17 protein-coding genes are annotated in these 15,573 nt (G+C 58.2%); 8 read left to right on the top strand and 9 right to left on the bottom strand.

What is annotated here, in order from left to right:
- Window positions 1–13: 13 nt before the first annotated feature.
- Window positions 14–1,201 carry a M24 family metallopeptidase gene (locus CK501_RS03815; protein WP_095616377.1) on the top strand — a complete coding sequence of 396 codons (1,188 nt, stop codon included), beginning with the start codon at window positions 14–16 and terminating at the stop codon, window positions 1,199–1,201.
- Window positions 1,198–2,475, top strand: coding sequence for a D-amino acid dehydrogenase (locus CK501_RS03810; RefSeq protein WP_095616376.1), 1,278 nt, complete (start codon window positions 1,198–1,200; stop codon window positions 2,473–2,475). The genes CK501_RS03815 and CK501_RS03810 overlap by 4 nt, the downstream gene beginning before the upstream one ends.
- On the opposite strand, the gene CK501_RS03805 is transcribed toward CK501_RS03810, so the two are convergent.
- Window positions 2,432–3,103 carry a class I SAM-dependent methyltransferase gene (locus CK501_RS03805; RefSeq protein ID WP_158223034.1) on the bottom strand — a complete coding sequence of 224 codons (672 nt, stop codon included), beginning with the start codon at window positions 3,101–3,103 and terminating at the stop codon, window positions 2,432–2,434. The two genes, CK501_RS03810 and CK501_RS03805, sit on opposite strands and share 44 nt — an antisense overlap.
- A gap of 67 nt (window positions 3,104–3,170) precedes the next feature.
- On the opposite strand from CK501_RS03805, the gene CK501_RS03800 reads away from it, so the two are divergent.
- The gene (locus CK501_RS03800) at window positions 3,171–4,055 is read left to right on the top strand and encodes an alpha/beta fold hydrolase (RefSeq protein WP_095616374.1); all 885 of its coding nucleotides are present in this window, start codon (window positions 3,171–3,173) and stop codon (window positions 4,053–4,055) included.
- 73 nt (window positions 4,056–4,128) lie between these two features.
- On the opposite strand, the gene CK501_RS03795 is transcribed toward CK501_RS03800, so the two are convergent.
- On the bottom strand, window positions 4,129–4,737 hold the full coding sequence (locus CK501_RS03795; protein ID WP_095616373.1) for a superoxide dismutase: 609 nt from the start codon (window positions 4,735–4,737) through the stop codon (window positions 4,129–4,131).
- 244 nt (window positions 4,738–4,981) lie between these two features.
- Here CK501_RS03795 and CK501_RS03790 point away from each other — a divergent pair, with 244 nt between their 5' ends.
- From CK501_RS03790 to CK501_RS03780, 3 genes are read left to right on the top strand one after another with little or no spacing between them, the layout of a single operon-like run.
- Window positions 4,982–5,677 carry a GntR family transcriptional regulator gene (locus CK501_RS03790; protein WP_095616372.1) on the top strand — a complete coding sequence of 232 codons (696 nt, stop codon included), beginning with the start codon at window positions 4,982–4,984 and terminating at the stop codon, window positions 5,675–5,677.
- The gene (locus CK501_RS03785; RefSeq protein ID WP_095616371.1) at window positions 5,674–5,985 is read left to right on the top strand and encodes a hypothetical protein; all 312 of its coding nucleotides are present in this window, start codon (window positions 5,674–5,676) and stop codon (window positions 5,983–5,985) included. Before CK501_RS03790 ends, CK501_RS03785 begins: the two co-directional genes overlap by 4 nt.
- 9 nt (window positions 5,986–5,994) lie before the next feature.
- Window positions 5,995–8,025 (top strand): glycosyltransferase, encoded by a 2,031-nt coding sequence (locus CK501_RS03780; RefSeq protein WP_095616370.1) that lies wholly within the window; start codon window positions 5,995–5,997, stop codon window positions 8,023–8,025.
- A 3-nt stretch (window positions 8,026–8,028) separates the two neighbouring features.
- Here CK501_RS03780 and CK501_RS03775 read toward each other — a convergent pair whose 3' ends face one another.
- The 3 genes from CK501_RS03775 to CK501_RS03765 all read right to left on the bottom strand — a co-directional run bounded on the left by CK501_RS03775 (window position 8,029) and on the right by CK501_RS03765 (window position 11,250).
- The gene (locus tag CK501_RS03775; RefSeq protein WP_095616369.1) at window positions 8,029–9,099 is read right to left on the bottom strand and encodes a CDP-glycerol glycerophosphotransferase family protein; all 1,071 of its coding nucleotides are present in this window, start codon (window positions 9,097–9,099) and stop codon (window positions 8,029–8,031) included.
- The gene (locus tag CK501_RS03770) at window positions 9,096–10,115 is read right to left on the bottom strand and encodes a hypothetical protein (RefSeq protein WP_095616368.1); all 1,020 of its coding nucleotides are present in this window, start codon (window positions 10,113–10,115) and stop codon (window positions 9,096–9,098) included. The genes CK501_RS03775 and CK501_RS03770 overlap by 4 nt, the downstream gene beginning before the upstream one ends.
- 109 nt (window positions 10,116–10,224) lie before the next feature.
- Entirely contained in the window at window positions 10,225–11,250 is a 1,026-nt protein-coding gene (locus tag CK501_RS03765) for a glycosyltransferase family 4 protein (RefSeq protein ID WP_269844181.1), read from the bottom strand.
- Between the two features lie 206 nt (window positions 11,251–11,456).
- Between CK501_RS03765 and CK501_RS03760 the strand changes: the two genes are divergently transcribed.
- Window positions 11,457–12,494: a glycosyltransferase family 9 protein gene (locus CK501_RS03760; RefSeq protein WP_095616366.1), complete on the top strand. Its 1,038-nt coding sequence runs from the start codon at window positions 11,457–11,459 to the stop codon at window positions 12,492–12,494.
- Window positions 12,495–12,504: 10 nt separating this feature from the next.
- Here CK501_RS03760 and CK501_RS03755 read toward each other — a convergent pair whose 3' ends face one another.
- The 4 genes from CK501_RS03755 to CK501_RS03740 form a co-directional block, all read right to left on the bottom strand.
- Window positions 12,505–13,230: a hypothetical protein gene (locus CK501_RS03755; RefSeq protein WP_095616365.1), complete on the bottom strand. Its 726-nt coding sequence runs from the start codon at window positions 13,228–13,230 to the stop codon at window positions 12,505–12,507.
- 3 nt (window positions 13,231–13,233) lie between these two features.
- Entirely contained in the window at window positions 13,234–13,971 is a 738-nt protein-coding gene (locus tag CK501_RS03750) for a 3-deoxy-D-manno-octulosonic acid kinase (RefSeq protein ID WP_269844180.1), read from the bottom strand.
- A gap of 18 nt (window positions 13,972–13,989) precedes the next feature.
- Window positions 13,990–14,388 (bottom strand): DUF6165 family protein, encoded by a 399-nt coding sequence (locus tag CK501_RS03745; RefSeq protein WP_095616363.1) that lies wholly within the window; start codon window positions 14,386–14,388, stop codon window positions 13,990–13,992.
- 102 nt (window positions 14,389–14,490) lie between these two features.
- On the bottom strand, window positions 14,491–15,036 hold the full coding sequence (locus CK501_RS03740; protein ID WP_095616362.1) for a hypothetical protein: 546 nt from the start codon (window positions 15,034–15,036) through the stop codon (window positions 14,491–14,493).
- 168 nt (window positions 15,037–15,204) lie between these two features.
- Between CK501_RS03740 and CK501_RS03735 the strand changes: the two genes are divergently transcribed.
- Complete coding sequence (locus CK501_RS03735) at window positions 15,205–15,573, top strand: hypothetical protein (RefSeq protein WP_095616361.1); 369 nt, start codon at window positions 15,205–15,207, stop codon at window positions 15,571–15,573.

Raw genomic sequence — 15,573 nt, 5'->3', positions numbered from 1 at the left:
CCAGAGGCCAACGATGGATCACACCGACTACCTTCAGGCACTGCGCAGTACGGCAGCCGGCACCGAACAGAGTTTCGACGCCGGAGAATTCCGGGCACGCCGCCAGCGGGTGGCCAGCGCCATGCGCGAAGCCGGCCTTGAGGCACTGCTGGTGACCAATCCGGGCGAGATCAACTACCTCACCGGCTACCGGACCTTTGAGGTCTCGGTCCATGCGGCGCTGGTCTTCCGCCCGGAGCGCTGTTTCCTCCAGGTGCCCTCCATCGAAACCGGCCCCGCTGCGGCAACCGCTCTCGTGGACGAGGTGGACGGGTACCGGTGGGAGTCCGTCCAGTCCGTGATCGGCCCCCTGGTGGACCAGCTCCGGGACTGCCGCGCCATCGGCATCAACCAGTGGGGCAACGGCCTGCGCCCCGGCGTTCTGGACGCCCTGCGGGCCCAGTTGCCCGATACTGGCTTCCATGAATCCAGCGCCGTCCTGGACCGCGTCCGGCGCGTCAAGACAGCAGCAGAGCTGGAACGTCTGCACGAGAGCGCACGCATGACCATGGCCGGCCTGGATGCCGCCATGGCCGTGATCGAACCGGGCGTGGACGAGAACACCATTGCGGCCGAAGGCGCCCGCGCCATGCTGGCCGCCGGCAGCGAGTTCATGAGCCTGCAGCCCATTGTGGTCAGCGGGCCACGCAGCAGCGTGATCCACCTCAACCATCAGAGTCGGGTTATCGAGAAGAACGAATCCGTGTTCCTCGAATTCGGCGCCGTGCGCCACCGCTACACCGCGCCACAGATGCGTACAGCCGTTGCTGGGAAGGCATCGGACCGGATGAAACGGCTCAACGATGTCTGCCACCGTCTCCACGACACGCTGGTCTCGGAGATGCGTCCGGGGCAGCGCTTTACGGACGCGGCAACAGCCGCCAACCGGGTCCTGGCGGAAGTCGCGGACGAGGTCTTTTTCTCCGGTGTCTTTGGCTACACCGTGGGGGCGCAGTTCCCTCCGAGCTGGGTCGAGGGGACCGGCTTCATTGCCGAGGGCGAGGAATCCCCGTTCGAGCCGGGCATGGTCTTCCACCTGCCCCTGTGCCTGCGGGCACCGGGTGAGTTCGGAATCGGTATGAGCAACACGGTTGTCGTGGGTGAGAACGGGGCCACTCCCATCACCCGTAATGACTGGCAGCTGCGGGAGCCATCCTCATGAGAGCACTTGTCGTCGGCGCCGGCATCGTCGGTTTAACCACCGCCCGGATGCTGGCCCGCAGAGGGTATTCAGTGACTGTGGTGGAAGCGCACGAGGGCCCGGGCATGGAGACGAGCTATGCCAATGCCGGCCAGCGCTCCTACGGCCACGTCTCTCCCTGGGCAGCACCGGATCTGATCGGCGTTGGGCTGAAGGGTCTGGTCCGTCGGCAGGGTCCGCTGAAGATGCACATGCCGCCAGCACCGAGAACGATCGGTTTTCTCTTCCAGACGCTGCGCTATGCCTGGGAGAGCGGCCGCTATGACGCCAGCAACCGCGCCATGCTCCAGCTTGGCCAGGTCAGCCGTAACGCCTTCCACGCCATCGACCGTGAGCTGCCCGAAGGATTCGACGGTCATCATGAGGGGCTGCTGGAAATCAGCCGCGATCCGGTCGAATACGCCGGCCTTCAGACCAAGGCCAGGGCCCTCGCGGAGCAGCAGATCGAGCACGAGTGGCTGGACGCCGACTCGGTCAATCGCCAGGAACCCGCGCTGGCGGCAACCGGGGACCTGCAGCCATCCCTTCTGATCAATGGTGATGGCACCGGCGACTGCCATCGCCTTTCACAACTGCTCATGGCGCAGTGCCGGAAAGCGGGCGTCCGGTTCTTCTTCGGCACGAGCGTGACGCAGTGGGAACATAACGGTAATGCCCTGGAAGGCGCGCACGTTTCCGACGGCAACAGGAGCTGGCTTGAAGCGGCTGATGCAACCGTTGTCTGTGCCGGCTGCGCCTCGCGGGACCTGGTCCGGCCACTGGGCCTGAAGCTCCCCGTCTACCCGGTCAAGGGTTACTCCCTGACGGCGCCCCTGGACAATCCCGACAAAGCTCCCCGCTCCACGGTCGTGGACCTGGACAACAAGGTTGCCATCACCCGTCTCGGGGACCGGATGCGGATCACCGGCTTTGCGGAGCTGGCCGGCTTCAACCGCCGGATACCGGAATCACGACTGCAGGTGCTGCAGGAAGCCATCAACGAGCGCTTCCCGGGCGCCGCGGATTTCAATCACGCGGAGCCCTGGACCGGCTTCCGGCCCATGCTGCCTGATGGCCCGCCGGCCCTCGGCGCCGGCCCCTTACAGAACCTCTGGCTCAATACGGGCCATGGAACCTTTGGGTGGACCCTCTCGGCAGGAAGCGCGGAACTGCTGGGCATGATGATGCATTCAGAGCCGACGCCCATCGATGTCAGCGCTTTTGACCCGTGCCGCTTCGGGGGTTCTCGCCGCTAACGGCCAGTCCGGTATTCCCCTCGATCACCGGCTGCACCAGTGGCAGTGGAATATCCGGATGACGCCGGACCTCGACGCCGCTCATATCAAAACCGGCACGCTCAAAAACCCGACGGGTATTCCGGTTGATATTGCAGCCACAGGCAAGCGGTCTCCAGAGAGAGTTGAGACGCTGCTGCCAGCGGGCCAAACCCGGCTCGCTGGCGGCCACATGTTCGAAGAACAGCAGCCGGCCGCCCGGCTTCAGCACCCGCGCCATCTCAAGGGCGGCCCGGTCCGCCTCCGGGATGGTGCAGAACACCAGGAACGCCACCACGGTATCGAACCGGTTGTCCTCAAAGGGCATGGACTCAGCCCCTGCGTGAACCAGTTCCACCGGTGGTTCCCCAGAGCGTGACGCAACGCGCTCCCGGCATTCGTTCAGAAGGACCTCCGAGGGCTCCAGGCCCACAATCCGTTCCACGCCCGACCTATAATGGCTCAGGCTGAGCCCGGAACCGATACCGATCTCCAGCACCTCCCCCGACGCCTGGCTGAGCAGATCCCGGCGGACATCCGCCAGCGTGCGCTCGGCCAGCTTCAGCACGGGCGAAAAGACGTGTCGTTCGTAAAATGCAGCCAATGACACGGCGCCTGCCTCCCGGATGATGGGTGATCGACAAGCATAACCCGGATCACCGCTACAGGTCAGACCCATGCGAACACGGACTCTCAGACGCCCCCAGACGGAACTCCATATTGTCGAGGACGGCGACCCGGCCAACCCGGCTATCCTTTTCCTGCACGGGTTCCCGGACTGCCACGACCTTTGGCTGCCCCATATGCAGGCGTTGAGCAGCGACTACCACGTGATCGGTTTCGATATGCGGGGGGCGGGACAGAGCACTCCGCCAGCGCGTGCCGAAGGCTACCGGATCCCCTGCCTTCTGGAGGACATTGATGCCGTGATCACGGCTACCCGGGGCCGGGAAGGCACCGCACACCTGGTGGGCCACGACTGGGGCTCAATCATCGGCTGGAGCTTCGTGGCCGACCCGGTCTATGGCCGCCGTGCCGCTTCCTGGACCAGCCTTTCCGGCCCACATCTTGGAGCGGCGGCCGAATGGGTCCGGAACGGGATCCTGAAGGGCGGTGGCGACCGCAAACCGGCACTGAACCAGGTACTGCACTCCTGGTACATGCTGGCACTGAACGTTCCCGGCCTTGGCCGGGCCGTGTTCAGCACGGTCGGCACGCCGGTTTACCGTGCGGCCCTGACCATGGGCGGCCTTCCCGGCGATCACCCTCACCTGGCACGCTCACGCGATGAGGTTACCCGCCTCACGCGCCATACGTTCCAGCTCTACCGCCAGAACGCGCTCAGCCCGCCACCCACGCCACGCCCCGGCAGCATCAGAACACCCAGCCAGATACTGGTCCTGGAAGAGGACGCCTTCGCGACACCAGCGGTGTGCGAGGCCATGACCCGGTACTGCCAGCAGGTGAGCTGCAAGCGTCTGGCAGCCAATCACTGGGCGCCGGTCACACACCCCGAATGGGTCCAGGCGCGCGTCAGGGAATTGGTGGACAGCCTCCACTGAAACAGAAAACCCCCGGCCGGACGCACCGGGCGGGGGTTGAAGCGCGCCCTTCCAGAGGGCGGGCAGGGCCGGTTTACGCCTTGTTGAGCTGTTCCTCGGCGTACTCGTAGTTGGCCAGGTTGTTCAGGAAGTTCATAACATAGTCCGGACGACGGTTGCGGAAGTCCAGATAGTAACTGTGCTCCCAGACGTCCAGCGCCAGCAGGACCTTGCCTTCACCGGTTGCCAGCGGGTTGACGGCGTTCGGGGTCTTGGTGACCTTCAGCTTGCCGTCGTTGCCCAGCACCAGCCAGCCCCAGCCGGAACCGAACTGGCCGACAGCGGTGGTCTTGAACTGCTCCTTGAAGTCATCCACGGAACCGAAGTCCTCGACCAGCTTCTGTTCCAGCTTACCCGGGATACCGCCACCGTTGGGGGACATGTTTTCCCAGAAGAAGTTGTGGTTCCAGTGCTGGCCAGCCTGGTTGAATACTTTCTGCAGGTCATCACGGCCATAGGCGAGCTTGACGATTTCTTCCAGCGACTTGCCCTGCAGGTTGCTGTCCTGCTCGACCAGACTGTTCAGGGTCGTGACATAGGTGTTGTGGTGCTTGCCGTGGTGGAGCTCAAGCGTTTCCTGGCACATCCCCTTTTCCGCGAGTGCGTTGTAGGAATAGGGAAGATTGGGGAGTTCAAAAGCCATAGTGTTTCCTCCTTAACGGCCTTCAGTATTCGGTTGAGAGCCTCAGTCATGGACGTTAACACAGATCTCGACCCCTCGGTGCCCATAATCGAGCCAATGCCGAACGTCCATTTCCGGGGTCTACCTGCAGACCATGGGATCGGTTTGACGGAAATCAAGGGGTCGGCAGCGCTTGCAGAACCGCTGATTTGTGCAACGATGGCATGATACGATCATCCCATAAAAATGAATCCGAGTTCCGGCAATGCAGTCGTTCAAACCCCGCGAAACCCTGAGTGAACAGGTTGCCCGTCACCTTGAGAACATGATCGCCTTTGAACAGCTCAGATCAGGCGATCGTATCCATGAAAGCAACATGGCCAAAGAGCTGGACGTGAGCCATGGCGCCGTGAGGGAGGCGCTGCTGATGCTGGAGAAACGCCACCTGGTGCGTAACGTGCCCCGTAAGGGGGCGTTTGTGACCACGCTGGACGAGGACTTCGTGCGCAGCCTGTACGAAGCAATGAGCGTGTTTCTGGGCCACACCGGGCGCAAGCTCGTCCGCCAGTGGGAAACCGGCGATATGGAGCGGCTGGAATCGCTCTACGAAAGCATGTGCGAGTCCTTCCGTAACGGCCAGCTCATGGAGTTCCTGGATACCGGTATTGAATACACCCAGGCCTCGCTGGCTTACGCCAACAATTACTTCATCACCGCCGCCATCAATGACCTCTGGCCCTCGGCCAAACGCTGCGCCTTTGTGGCCCTGCGCCAGGGCAACCGGGTACTGGAGGACAACCTCAATCACATGCGTGAATCGCTCGACCTGCTGCGCGCCCGTGATGAGGAAGGACTGGTGCAGAACGTCCATGATTACGCGATGAAGCAGTGTGAGCAGGTGATTGCATGTCTGACCACCCAGGGCAATGAAAGGACTGGAAGCGGAGCAGCCGAATCATGAGGCACGCACCGCTTATCATGGCCACTGCACTCATAGGCGGATGCAGTATTTTCCAGTCGCAAGAGCTCCCTCTTTCTGAAGAACAGGACTGCAAGTGGGCCCAAACGCGAGGCGTTGCTGAACTCGTGCGTTTGGAGGACAATAAGGCGCTGATGAACTTCTTTCCCGGAGAACACCACTTCCAGACGCCCAAGGAAAACGACTGGGAAAAGGGAGACGAATTCAAGGTGCTTCTGGAAATCCCGAGCAGAACTGAATGCGGGCAACCCCGCGTCCAGGAAATACACCCCCTCACGGTCACGGATTAATAACGCAGGATGCCCACCCCAGCGCCCGCTCGCATTGGTTCATTCGTCTTCTCGGCACTTTTCCTGGTTACGCTCACTGGTGGCTTGATCGTTGATAGCTTACTTTCTGGCGGAGTTTACCTGCTGTCTCTTTGCGGGCTTGTCCTTATTGGTTATTCAAGACTTCGTGGCAGGCGGCCGATTGCGACAGGAGACCGTGAAGTCAAGCTGATTGGCTTTGCGCTTGCCTTTTTTGCCGTAGTAAGTCTGGCTTCCTGGGTCATCAATGGATTTGGCTATGAAGGCTTCAAAGACTTGGGAAAGCATGGGCGCCTCCTTCTGTTCTGGCCCCTGTTTATTATCTTTTCCTGGACACGATTGAAAGATACAGCGTTATTCTGGGGCCTGGCTCTTGCAAGTATGGCGGCAGGACTGATTGCGGTTGAGCACACCATGTGGGGGGTTAGTGGTGGGCGTGCAGAAGGCGCTACCAACCCCATCCCCTTTGGGAACCTTTCATTGCTGCTCGGCACGATGCTCCTCGCAGTCCTGCCTGTTCTTCGCCGGGAACGCCTCTGGGGAGGCGCCTTGGCAGCCCTTGCAGCGATTTTTTTCGCGTTCACAGCCGCCTATCTATCCGGGACCCGCAACAACCTCATCGCATTCCCGGTTCTTCTGCTGTTTCTCATCATTGCTGGAAAACCGCACCAACGGTGGCTCTCGGGCGCACTCGGCGGCTTAACCCTTGCACTCTTCGTCGGCCTGGACTCTCGCATGTCGTCCGGGTTCTCGGGCCTACTGGGTGGTATGGTCGATAATGGAATCCAGTTCCGGTTCGACATCTGGCAGAAAGCGCTCAAACTCTTTCTGGAGGCTCCCATCCTTGGGGTCGGTAGCCAGGGGTACGCCGACGCCATTCATCAGGGCGTCGCCTCAGGCAACCTGAACGAAGGCCTTATAGGTTGCTGCGACAACCACGCACACAATGACCTACTCCAGGTACTCGCAACACGAGGCCTGCTCGGTGCACTATCCTGGAGCCTTCTTCTGCTTATACCATTCGTTCAATTCGCCCGCCTGACCCGCCACGAAAACGGCCGAGTGTCTGCCATGGCGACCGCAGGCTGCCTGATTCCACTTGCATATCTGCTTTTTGGGCTCACCGAGGCAACGTTCATGAGGGGGATTTACCTTTCCTTCTATCTCCTTACTGTCACTACTCTGACCTACGTTGTCTGGCGCACGGTGGCGGAGAACCTCCAAGGCCGGCGCGAGCAATATCTCAGCACCATCATCATCACCTATAATGAGGCTGATAACATCCGGGACTGCCTGGCATCCGTTCAGCCAGTCTCAGATGAAATCATTGTAGTTGACAGCGGAAGCACGGACGAAACCGTTACCATTGCAAAAGAGTTCACTGACAATATCACCGTGACCGACTGGCCCGGTTTTGGCCTTCAGAAACAGCGAGCGCTCGAGCAGGCCAGCGGTGACTGGGTTCTCTCCATTGATGCGGATGAACGACTGACGAGCTACCTTGCGCGGGAGATTAACCACGAACTTTCCCATCAACCCAGGGCGGATGCCTACAAGCTGCCCTGGGCCGTCACACTATACGGTAAGCGTTTGGATTTCGGGCGCAGCGGCCGCGCCCCACTGCGTCTTTTCCGGCGAGAAGGTGTGCGTTTTTCAGATGCAATGGTCCACGAAAAGATCCTTCTCCCAGAAGGGCGCAGGACCGTTACTCTGAGAGGGCGCCTCACACACTACACGCATCGGGATTTTGGGCATGCACTTGAAAAAAGCGCCAAATATGCCTGGCTGGGGGCTCAGGAGCGTTACCGTAAGGGGCGGAGAACCAAGACACTGATATACCCCACGTTCAGGGCAATCGTGACCTTTGTTCAGGTTTATATTCTGCGACTGGGATTTCTGGATGGGCCTGTAGGCTTTCTGGTCGCCATGACCTACACTCAAGGAGCATTCAACAAATACGCGGGTCTATGGACCCTTACCCGCGCTGAGTCGACAAAGCCCCGAGGAAAGACCGCGAAATAAAACTTAGCGGCTTCTCTGTGCCGCCACTAATGACCGGAACCTCCAGCGGACTTTAAGTCTGCGAATCAAATTCAGTGGCTTTCTTTCCAGCGCTGGAGGATCCTGAAGGAATGCCTCAACGGCATCCATGATTCGAACAGACGCTTTACCATCCTTCCATGAATGCAATGTCTGGAAGAAACTGCGCATGGATTCCAGCTGCTCGGGGTCACGTTGCAGAGCTCTCTTCAAAGCGGGCTCAATTTCGCCCGCTTGCTGGACATCAATAAGATGTGACCCCGGCATTCGAGTCCTGAACGTCACCACAGGCACATCCAACGCCATAAACTCGAACATGATTGATGAGGTATCACAGAGCATGACATCGGTCATACCCATGTAAGGGACAAAATCTTCCGTACTGTCCAGAAACACCAAGCGGTCACCTGCCAGTGCGCGATAGGCCTCTACTGTTTCCCGAGCCATCTTTGGGTGCAGTGTCACTACAATGTTCCATTCCCCCGAGGCACGAAGCTTTTTGATGGTTTCAACCAGATCCGGAGCGGATGACACATCCCGGGTAAATGTGGACGCATAAAAAAGAACCGGTAGGTCGCGACGTTCAAAAACATCTTCTTTACTAAGCCACTCGTTATTGCTCAGTATCCTGTCCAGCTTTGGCCAGCCGGTTTTGCGAACCACAAAATGTGGGTTATCCCCTGCAAGGCGCTGGAACCTCTCCGTATCTTCCTCGGCCATAGTGCAGTAGATATCAAACCAGCCGCGGATTCTATAGTGGCTGCGCCGATCTTCCGGATCTCCCCTCTTATTGATCGGGAAACCGTGGAAAATTTTCACTTTAACGCCGGGGAAAAAGTCTGGAACCCAATCGCCTGGGGCAAATACGGCGTCGGGCTGATAATCCATGACAGCTTTCAAAGAGCAAAGACGCTGATCTGAGAAGCCCAGCGGGTCATCACTGCAACCAGCAACGAACCAAGCTATATCATCACCACGTGCTATAATTTCGCGCTGAAGAGGTTTAAGTATCGAATAGGCGTAGTTCTGGTTGACAAAAAAAAGGTAGCGTCTCAACTATCACCTCTCTCCGCCAGATAGCCCAATTCTGCCAAGTCTATCCTGCAGAGCTCGGACAAATTTTCATTGCTTCTTCGGTAGGCGCTGAGAATTGTCTTTTTAGTCTCTGCGTCCAACTCAACAGTTTCCTTGTTTCCTTTAAAGAAATTGATTCTTTTCCTGATCTTCAACAGCAATTTCTTCTGCAACTCTTCATTCCCGGGAACCGGCAATGAAACCAGATGGCGCATCCACGCTTTCGGTAAGGGATACTGTTCAACCTTCCAAGTGTCAGCCGTAACCCTACGCCTGTTGACCCCCTGACCTTCACGAACCTGTTTCTTCAGAAACTCAAGCCCCTTCCCGGCTTCGAGTCCTGTAAAAGTCGCAAAGCTTCTCCAGAAACACTCTTCAGTTATTTGTTCCTGGAACAGGATACAGGTTCTCCCTTCTGTCACATCAAGCAAGTCTCGATAGAGACGATCATATTCAAGAAATGCTTTTCCTTCGAAGCCTGGCTCCGCCAAAACTTCATTAACCACATTCAAAAACGTCCGCTGGTCGACCTTGACTTCATACCGGTTAGCGCATTGGGCAAAGTAGGAAGCAATGAAATCAGCCTGGTTCCGACACGTGACTATGACCTTCAACCGATAACCGAACTTATACGACAGAGTTCTCTTCAACTCCTCCATGTGCTGGGCGAGCGGATGCCTACCGTCATCACTGTCTTTCCAACCCTGCTTTTGCGGGGGAGACAACATCTTCGGCCCCCATAACCAATGCTCATCACTGACCAGCACCGACTCTCGATCACTCAGTTCAAAAAGCCTGCTCAACAACCTCTCAGCTTTTCTGCTTCGCCAGTAGGAGGCTGGTTCTTGCAGGGCAACCCTCTTAAGCTCACGATCGATCGGCTTGCTTTGAGGCTGTTTTGAAGCTCGACCAAAAGCCGAAAACTCCGGAAAAACTTGTGTCTGAAGAAAGGTGGTTGCAGTCTTGGGATACCCAACATGCAATATGAAATCGCGCATTACCCAATCTCTTTAGAATACGCACATTAATTTAAATAGAACTGGCCTACACACTAAAGCAAGGCTACTGCAACTTCCCTACTCGACCCAGTGTTTTAAAGCGTGATGTCTAAGGTGTGCCTAGGCTCCGATATAAGCGGATCGTCTGATCGACTGTCTGACTGGTATGGAATTGCCTTTGGATACGTCTCTGGGCAGCCTCACCCATCGACTGTGCCGCAGACCGATCGCGTGCAAGCTTACATACTGCTTCGGCCAGTGATTCAGCATCACCTCTGGACACAACATACCCACAGTCCCCATCCACAACCAGTTCAGGCATACCGCCAACATCGCTGACAACCGGTGGTATGCCGTAAGCCATGGCTTCAATCACAGCCCTGGGGAGCCCTTCACGCTCAACTGAGGGAAGCGTGAAGGCATCGCTTGCCGCTGCCAGCTGCGGTGCGTTCTGTTGATACCCTGCAAAGTGGATCCGTGATTCATGGCCGGAGTCACGGGCGAGCTGTCTCAGGCCCTCATTCCCATCCATATCGCCAACGAGAAGGAAATGGATATTAAGTTCCGTGGGGCAGAATGCAGCTGCCTTCAGAAGGATATCGTACCCCTTCCGCGGCCGATCGCGCCCGGTCGCACAGACCACAAATGCATCGTCTGGAATACCAAACCCTGAGAGATCCGCGGGTGCCTGCTGGTACCAGCTCAGATCATGCCCCTTGTAGATACGGGTCAGTTTCTCCGGTGGCAGACGCCACCCGAGAAAGTGAACCCCTGCAAGGTAATCTCTGACCGCATCACATACCGCCACAATACGGTCGACACGGGGATGCAGAAAAGTCAGCCAGGACTCTGGATTCAGATAGCTGATGTTGCCTGAAACGCCCCGATAGGCCACGACCCGCACAGGCAGTCCTTTGGATGCCCTGAGACCGCAGGCAAGTGCACGCGGGTTGTAGGCGTGCAGTATGTCGTAATCTGAGGCTTGCAGCTGCTCACGGATCTTGTCAGTACCTTCCCTGTCGAAACGGCCACTCAGTTTCATGGGCAGAACCTTAAGCCCAGCTTCTCGCAGGTACTCGAAAAACCGCCCTGAGGGATTGCACATGACATCGACCTGATGCCCTGCACGGTGCATCCCGATGAACAGCTCAGATTCCGGGCGGTCACAGGCATCTGTCAGGCACAGAACCCGGAGAGGTCGTTTACCATCGCTCATATCGTACCTAAACACCAATCCATGCATCCGGGAGATCCAGAGCCCGGCCCTGTATTCCCGACGTTTCAGACCGCATAATATACGCCACATCCTGAATGAACCGAACCCCATTTGGCAGGCCCATCTTGAACGCAATCTGCATACTGCGACTTTCCGCCATTGGTGACGTGACGCACGTTATTCCGGTGATCCTCAGCCTCCAGGAACAACTTCCCGGCACCCAGCTCACCTGGGTTATCGGGCGCACGGAGGCCAAACTCGTGGGTGACCTTCCTGGCGTGGAATTCATCACGTTCGATAAAAAAGCCGGTCTTCATGGTTATCGCGAGCTCTTCCAGAAACTCAGGGGCCGCCAATTTGACGCGCTCCTGCACATGCAGGTTGCAATGCGGGCCAACCTTGCTGCAGCCCTCGTGCCAGCCCGACTCAGAATCGGCTATGACCGAGCCCGCAGCAAGGACCTCCATTCGCTGTTCATCAACCGCCGCATCCCTACCGCACCTCGCCAGCACGTTAGGGACTGTCTAGCCAGCTTTCTGGAACCACTGGGCTTGGAGCCAGCACCAGCACGTTGGCAATTGCCTCTGAGCTCATCAGACCGTGAATGGGCACGACAGCATATCGCAGAGAGCGGTCCGAACATCGTCATCAGCCCATACGCCAGCCATCCGCTGCGTAACTGGCTCCCCGAGCGCTATGCGGCATTGGCCGACTACGCCATCAAGCGTTATGGAGCCCGCGTTATTCTGGTTGGAAGCCCCGCGGAGCAGGAAGCCGCGTTCATCAGCGCCATTGAGCGCCGGATGACAGAAACTCCGCTAAATCTGGTCGGCCAGGATACCCTCAAACAGCTTGCAGCACTGCTTGAAGCCGCGAACCTCGTGGTCTCCCCGGACACCGGTCCGGCGCACATCGCGAACGCGATGGGCACCGATGTACTTGGGCTCTATGCCGGTTCCAACCCCCATCGCTCAGGCCCCTACAATTCGCTAGAGTGGTGCGTTAATCGCTACCCTCAGGCGCTGGACCATTTTACGGGCAAAACGCCAGAAACCGCTCCATGGGGTGCTAAAGCGGAATATGAGGGCGCCATGGCCTTCATTGAAACAGCGGATGTAACCGCGAAGTTGGACCAGTGGATGGCGGAACGCTATGAGGTGTGAGCGGTGTGCCCTATAAGCGAATCCGATCGCGATGCTCCTCCAGAAAGGCTGCGAGGTTTTTGCGACTTTCCGGCGGCACAAGATCTGGAATCACAAATGGATTGAGACGTTCTCCCGCAACTCCAAGTGACTCATAGGCTTGATCAATAAGTGAGGATTCCTCATCGCTCAGATAACGCCCCCCCGAATAGGGGCGTGCTTCTGGGGCGCCCTCCAGTCCCATCCAATCCGCCATGAACTGAAACCCACCCGGGCTTTCAATATTGAAAACCAGAAAGTCGTCCCTACCACGGGAAGCCTCGGCAAATTCCAGAAGAAAAGCATTGTGCCGCAGAATCTCACCCCGAATGAATCGCTCTGAGAAACGAGGGCGGTTACGCCCTTTTCGCAAACGCTTGCGCACTTGGCGATCCAACCGGTTACGCACGTAGTGAAGGCTGGGCCTGGTATTCAGAATGAACATGCTGTTCGGATAGGTGGCCCTGAGCAGGTCCAGGGGCTGGTAATTACCCCGGTCCGCAAAACACTCGTGAGCGTCCGTACGCCACCGCCGGGAGGTATGCTGGCTGTTATAGCCATTAGCTTCAAACAGCCTGGCGAGTACCGTGGTAGCCGTGTGCGGATGCCCCATGATAAACACCCTGGGATGCTCCCGGTCACCTTTCCGGGCCAACCGTAGACTGATCCGGTTGCGCAGGCGCACCAGCCAGTACTCAATGCCGTGGGGATCGATCATGTCTTACCGGCTCCCTTCCACTCCAGTCTCTGTTGACTCAAGATAGCCTTCCAGCAGTGCCTCCCAGGCCTGTTCAGGGCCCGTCTGGCCATGCTCCGGCCAGACAACCTTTTTGAGTGAACGGTGGAGCCGCTTCAGATTCCGGTTCCTCCAGCCTTTTGCAGCGGGATCCCTGAAAGCGCCTTTATCAAAGTCAATGAGATAGACAGAGCCACCAGAAAGAAGCACGTTGAAGCAATTAAGGTCCGCATGGCATATCCCAGCCTCATGAAAACGCCGGATGGTCCTGCCCACTGCCTGCCAGCGCGACCACTTCAGTGTCCCGACAAGCTGACCAAGGGACTGCACCCCTTGAAGGCGCTCCGTCAACAACGAGGCCTGGTAGCTCAACACTCCCTTCCACCAGACGCCCGCCGCGATGGGCTGGGGCACGGGCAGACCCAGCTCCAAGGCACGCATCAGAACCTGGAACTCGGCCACCGAACGCACACGACGCCGGCCCATGTACAGGTAGGAAGAACGGGATACTCTGGCGACAGCCCCGCCACGCTGATATCGGCGCAGTACCATTCCAGGTTCCGCATCGATGAACCAGGCACTACCCCGCCCACCATCATCAACCGGGCGTGCGCAATGCCCCCACCAAGCAGGATCGAACCATTCCCAACGGAAAGAACTGGCGTGTGGAGCCGCCACCAGTGCTTCCGCCGCTTGGTCCCTGAACGTTAACGGCTCTGGCAACAGAAGAACCTCTCAGACTCACTTACGGGCGTAATCCTGATAGGACTTCTCTTCCACATAGCGTGAGCCCAGTGCTTCATTAACGTCCTTTTTTACAGCAGCACGACGGTCATTGGTGAAATAGACGGCCCTTGCCAGCTCGATAAACCGCTCCCCGAAGTCACCAGCAGCCTCCTGCTCCCGTATGCCATCCTCAATCTCCCAGAGCTCTTCGTTAATCCGTTTAAGCTGATCCCGTTGAGGAGCGACAAGGCCGGCGTCAACCGTTTCCTGCCATGCCCTGCTCAGGTCATCGAGCTCTCTCCGAACATTTGCAACCTTGGAGGGATCGCTGATGCGTTCCGACTTGATCTCGAGGATCGTAATCTTATCCAGTACCTCTCCGAAGGAGACGGGCACCATCATGGAGTCTGCCATAGTTCTCTCTACCACCTCAGAAATTTCTGTATATCAACCAGAAAGGTAGTGCTCATGATAAAGCCTTCCTCCTCTGACCACGACCCTCTCAAAATCCGGAACTCAGGAGTTATCCGCCAATGACAGATGGGAAACATCCGGCGCCGGCGGCTCCGGCTTCTCCTCCCCGGCTCCGAGATCCTCCCCGGGCGGTGCCACCGACCATTCATCCAGGTGCTCGAACACGGGTTCCGGTTCCTCCCGCGTGTCCCCCAGCTGCTCGCCCGGAGCACCCAGGCTGAGATCAGAGCCGGCCAGAATGGAATCCACCTTCTCGCCCGCCACCGGCAGCCGGTCACCCGGTTCCACCGCCACATCACTGCCTGAAGGCGATGGGTCACGGCCCTCATCCGAGCGGGCTTCCGGCTGCTCCGCCGTCCCGGCCTGCTGCATGGGCTCAATATGCGCCACCAGCCCGTTCTTCTTCATGGCGGCCTGATACTTGTGCGCCGTGGCCTCATCAAGCCGGTTCCTGATCACCACGCGCTCACCGGAGAACATCTTCTCCAGCTGGGCATCATTGGCCTTGAACAGCCCCCTGGCCCGTTCCCGCGCCGACTGTTCGTCAAGGCCTGCTTCCCACTCCCCGCGAAACACCAGTTGATACATAGCGTTTGCCCGTTGTTTGCCTGCGTCTGTTTCACAGCATAGCGCACATGACGCCTGTGAGCCCTGTAGCAGAGCGAGCACTGGAATATTAAAAAACTGTCAAACCGGCTGCATTATCCGGAACAGCCTAGGATAATACATCCGTTACGTTCTGTTACGTTGAATGCGATGATGCTGCGAGTTTCAACAGGATACTGGTTCACCGTTCTGGCAACCACGCTGCTGCTCACCCCGGCTGCGACGGCTGGCGCCAGCGAGCGTCTCGAGGACCGCCTGGCCTCGACCCTGAAGCAGGTAAATGCCAGCTACGAAGGCTACGAGCATGCCACCGTCCCCGAGGATGGACACCCCAAGACCTATCTGCTTCTGGACTTTGAGGGCGACAACCTCAGCCGCCGCGAGCAGCGCCAGGAGCGCATCCATCACATCTGCAGCCGCATACTGACCAACCGTGATCTGGTGGAAGACCTGTCCCGGCGGGGCGTGCATATGGTGTCCGTCGCCTTCGACCGCCAATACCAGTACGACTGCCTCTGA

It is taken from the genome of Halovibrio salipaludis (assembly GCF_002286965.1).
Taxonomy (GTDB): Bacteria; Pseudomonadota; Gammaproteobacteria; order Pseudomonadales; family Oleiphilaceae; genus Halospina; species Halospina salipaludis.
This window is presented reverse-complemented; position numbering and strand designations above follow the sequence as displayed.